This is a genomic window from Roseibium sp., from assembly GCF_025698965.1.
GTDB lineage: Bacteria > Pseudomonadota > Alphaproteobacteria > Rhizobiales > Stappiaceae > Roseibium.
This window is the reverse complement of the sequence record NZ_JAILWL010000526.1, coordinates 1-4,267: the sequence shown is the minus strand read 5'-3', so window position 1 is coordinate 4,267 and position 4,267 is coordinate 1. Positions and strand designations below refer to the sequence as shown.

General features: G+C 53.9%; 5 protein-coding genes. All 5 read left to right on the top strand.

Annotated features, from left to right (window positions below):
• On the top strand, window positions 1–181 hold a 181-nt coding region (locus tag K5905_RS28645), incomplete at its 5' end, for a hypothetical protein (RefSeq protein ID WP_297590799.1).
• Window positions 182–202: 21 nt separating this feature from the next.
• Window positions 203–799, top strand: coding sequence for a nitroreductase (locus K5905_RS28640; RefSeq protein WP_297590796.1), 597 nt, complete (start codon window positions 203–205; stop codon window positions 797–799).
• A 3-nt stretch (window positions 800–802) separates the two neighbouring features.
• On the top strand, window positions 803–1,405 hold the full coding sequence (locus K5905_RS28635) for a flavin reductase family protein (protein WP_297590793.1): 603 nt from the start codon (window positions 803–805) through the stop codon (window positions 1,403–1,405).
• A 280-nt stretch (window positions 1,406–1,685) separates the two neighbouring features.
• Window positions 1,686–2,930, top strand: a complete 1,245-nt coding sequence (locus K5905_RS28630; protein ID WP_297590791.1) for a transglycosylase SLT domain-containing protein — start codon at window positions 1,686–1,688, stop codon at window positions 2,928–2,930.
• 103 nt (window positions 2,931–3,033) lie between these two features.
• Window positions 3,034–4,188 carry a DUF2336 domain-containing protein gene (locus K5905_RS28625; RefSeq protein WP_297590788.1) on the top strand — a complete coding sequence of 385 codons (1,155 nt, stop codon included), beginning with the start codon at window positions 3,034–3,036 and terminating at the stop codon, window positions 4,186–4,188.
• Window positions 4,189–4,267 lie beyond the last annotated feature (79 nt).

The following is a 4,267-nucleotide window of genomic DNA, read 5'->3' as shown; positions in this document are numbered from 1 at the left end:
AACAACACCCGAGTTCACCATGCCCACTTCATTATCATTATCACTTGGAATGTTTACCAGTCTTTTGAGACTCAATCCCGGTTTTTCCCCTAAAGGGACTGAAAATCAGGCAAATTCAAGACCCGACCGTTACAAGTTGACAAATACGATCAATCAATTACGTGGATCCTTGCGATTGTGACTATGGATGCAGGATACCGCCATGCCCAGTTTTTCTTCCGGATCTCCTGAAACTCTGGAATTTCTTCGGAACCGACGTTCGCATCCCTGTGTGACCATGTCCGAACCAGGGCCGGATGAAGCACAGATCGCAGATATTCTGACGATTGCTGCGCGTGTGCCCGATCACGGCAAACTGGCTCCATGGCGCTTCATTCTTTACCGGAAGGGGCAGGGCCAGAAAATTGGTGAAAAACTCGCCGCACTCCATGAAAACAAAAACGGCCCGCTGGACGCGGATCAGAGGCAAAAGGAACTGACCCGGTTCACACGGTCGCCTTTGGTGGTCGGGGTGGTAAGTACAGCTGCGAAACATCCGAAAATTCCTGTGTGGGAACAACAGTTGTCGGCAGGAGCCGTTTGCATGAACCTGGTGACCGCGGCTGCGGCTTCTGGGTTCGTGTCCCAATGGTTGACGGAATGGTACAGCTTCGATGAGGAAGCATCCCGTTTTCTGGGGGCAGGAGAAGGCGAGCAATTTGCCGGGTTCGTGTATATCGGATCTCCAAGCCAGCCGCCCATCGAGCGTCCGCGTCCGAACCTGTCCGACCTGATCTCCAACTGGACCGAAACCGAGTAATAGATGTTTTACGAAACCGAGAAAAACGACCATGGCCTGCCGCATAACCCATTCAAGGCCATCGTCTCGCCAAGGCCGATCGGCTGGATCTCCTCGCTTGACAATGAGGGCCGCACAAATCTTGCGCCATACAGTTTCTTCAACAGCGTGAGCGACAAGCCGCCGATTGTCATGTTCTCTTCCTCCGGTTTCAAGGACAGTGCGGCAAATGTTGAACAGACGGGGGAGTTCGTTTGCAACATGGCGAGCTGGGATCTCAGAAACGAGATGAATGTTTCTTCAGCGTCTGTTGATAGCGAGGTATGTGAGTTCGAATTGTCGGGTCTTGAAATGGCCCCGTCCAGGCTCGTCAAGGTTCCCAGGGTCGCCAAGGCGGTCACCGCGCTGGAATGCAAATATCTGCAGACGTTGCGCATGAAAGACCTGAACGGCCACGATACCGACAGTTACGTCGTCTTCGGTCAGGTTGTCGGAATTCATATTGATGACAGCATAATCGTTGACGGGCGGGTGGATGTAACGCTTTACAAGCCGCTTTCGCGTCTTGGTTACATGGAATACGCCGCTGTCACCGAGGTTTTTGAGATGACGCGGCCAAAGACTTGATGCATTGGATCTAAAACGCGTTTCCGAAAAGGCGCTGGCAAGTCAGTGCCTTTTCAAATTGGTTACCGCGACTCAGTACATCCACCGGTAGTGAAGTGCAGGCCAACGTGAATATACGACGAATTCTGGCTGGGCTACCGGCGTAAATGTCCGGAAAAACGCCAAAATCTATTATCCGACCCTCAGAATGCACTTAGCTTAGGTGCGGTTAAGGTTTTGTTAACCATTGGGGCGCGAAGGTTAACGAAGTAATAATTAGTTCCATCGAGGAGACGGGGTCATGCATGTTGCTGACACACCCTCGATCGCGTCTAGGATCGAGCTTGCGTTTGAGTCTGCGAGTAACTCCACCGGTACGTCGTTCGACTACCTGGTCAAGACGGCTGCGCGAGAATCGTCACTTAATCCTGCGGCCAAGGCAAAGACTTCAAGCGCCACGGGATTGTTCCAGTTCATAGAATCGACCTGGCTGGAAACAATGAAGGAAGCCGGTCCGAAACACGGACTGCAGAACTATTCCGACCATATCCAGCGAACCAAAGGCGGAAAGTACTACGTCAGCGATCCCAAAATGCGTGAGGCGATTCTCGAGCTGCGCAAGGATCCGGAAGTCTCGTCGATGATGGCTGGTGCACTGACGCAAAAGAATGCGACTTACCTTGAAGGCAGACTTGGCCGGGCACCTTCTGAAGGTGAGCTTTATATGGCGCACTTTTTAGGCGCCAATGGTGCGAGCAGGCTGATTGACGCGACCTCAGTCAATCCCGACATGCGTGCGGATACGGTGTTTTCGACGCAGGCCAAAGCCAACAAGCCGATCTTTTATCACCAGAACGGCACGGCCCGTTCCGTGCAGGAAGTCTATGAGGTAATCGTCTCCAAACACGATGCGGTGACCATGATCGCTGAAGTGAGTGGGAAGAAGAATCTCCGTGCATCCGGCGAATTGACCCAGGTTGCCACGCTGCCGAACGCGAAACCGGCGGGGACGTTTTCGGTCGTGGATCAGAAAAATTTCGACCACCTGGCCGGTGACCCGGCTGCAGCGTTTGCCATGAGGTCGAAACCTCCTTCGCCGGGCCAGATTGCGACAGATACCGTTGCGAGCCTTGCGACCGGCAGCTTTGTGGAGTTCGCAAAGACTTCCGTTCCGAATCCGGAGCGCAATCATAGTGGGGACAGGTCGGAGTTTCAGTACCCGCAAAAAGCGTCGATTAATGGTGCTGAACTTGATGAGGCGATGAACCAGGTCCTGTCGGGTTTCCAGGCGAGCGATACGGCAAGCCCGTTCGAGGCTTTGTTCCGCAATGACAGCGGATCTGCTCAGGCCGAGGTAAATCCTCGTTTCGCAGCGGCATTTGCTGCGGTGGAAGAAGTGGAACTCTTCAGCGCCTTGTCTGGCGCGTCAAACCAGGTTGCCGCACAGGAGCTAGCTTCGGCGGATCAAGGCGGACCACTGGATTTGACCCGCTTCCTGCGCCTGAAGGCCGAAGAAGAACAGAAGGATCTTCTGCCGCCTGCATGACGTTTTGAAACATCTGCAGACCTTGTCAAAATTATGGTGAACCGATCGTTAAGCCTTTGATGTCAGAATCAGATTTGACACTTGGGAAGATTGTTTTACCGCCATGACTGAAAAAGACATTCTGCAGATGAAACAGGAAGATGAGCGCAGCTTGGATATCCAGGCCGCGCAGGACTTCGCGGAGCGCTATTTGGCTGCCGAACAAGACAGCCAGGAATGGACCAGTATGGCTGCAGCTTTGACAATTCTGCTTGATGATCCCAGTCGGATAATCCGCAAGGCGATCGCCAATGTCCTGGCGGCAGCACCCAATGCGCCAGGACATGTTGTCCGGTGCCTTGCCAGTGACGTCGATGAAGTTGCCATACCGATCTTGAAAGCTTCTCCGATACTATCGGATGCCGAACTGGTGGATCTCTTTGCGGAAGGGAACGAGGCAGTCCAAGCAGCGATTGCGGAGCGAGCCAACCTTTCCGCATCTGTGTGCGCCGCCATATGCGAAGTCGGTAGTGAGAGTGCCTGTAGCGTTTTGTTGCGAAACAGCAGCGCTCAGGTGTTGCAATCTTCCTTGTTACGGCTGGCACAGCGGTTTGAAGATCGGCCGGATATGTGCGATCAGCTTCTCAGAACACGAGATCTGCCGCTCTCCACCAGATATGAACTGCTGATGCGGCTCGCGGAAAATCTGGATGATCACCCGATCGTTTTGGAACGCGTTCCGGAAAACCAGCGGCATACGTTCCTGAGCGACGCTGAAGACAAGGTCGTACTCAGGCTTGCGCTTGAGGCCGGGCTTGAAGACCTGCCTGATTTCGTTGAGCACCTTCGTATCAATGGCAAACTGACGACGCGACTGCTGCTCAGGGCGGTTTGCTGTGGCCGCATGCGGTTTTTTGCTGCTGCCCTTGCAAATCTGGGGCAGGTGCCGCTGCCGCGTCTGTGCAAGCTGCTTGTCACTGTCCGCCGCTCTGCCTTGCAGGCGATTCTCCGAAAAGCCGGCTTGCCGCTGAAATCGCATCAAGCTTTTCTTCTGGCAATTGATGTTGCCCGGCAGGCCAAAGCTGATTTCACCTATGACCTTGCCCTTGACGAAGCGCGCTTGTTGACCGAGACCCTGCTTCAGGAAATGCAGGACGGCACTCTTGGTGCAGACGAAGACGTCATTGCATTCCTACGCCGATTTGCCATCGATGTTGCCCGGCTGGAAGCGCGGATGCTGGTGAAAAACAATACGCTTCAGGTTACCAAGGCAGCTTAATCAGGCCCTTGATCCGATTGTGACGCATCTCCAGCCTTGATGTGGCAAGCGGGAGTGTCGGTTGAATGAGCGTTACTTC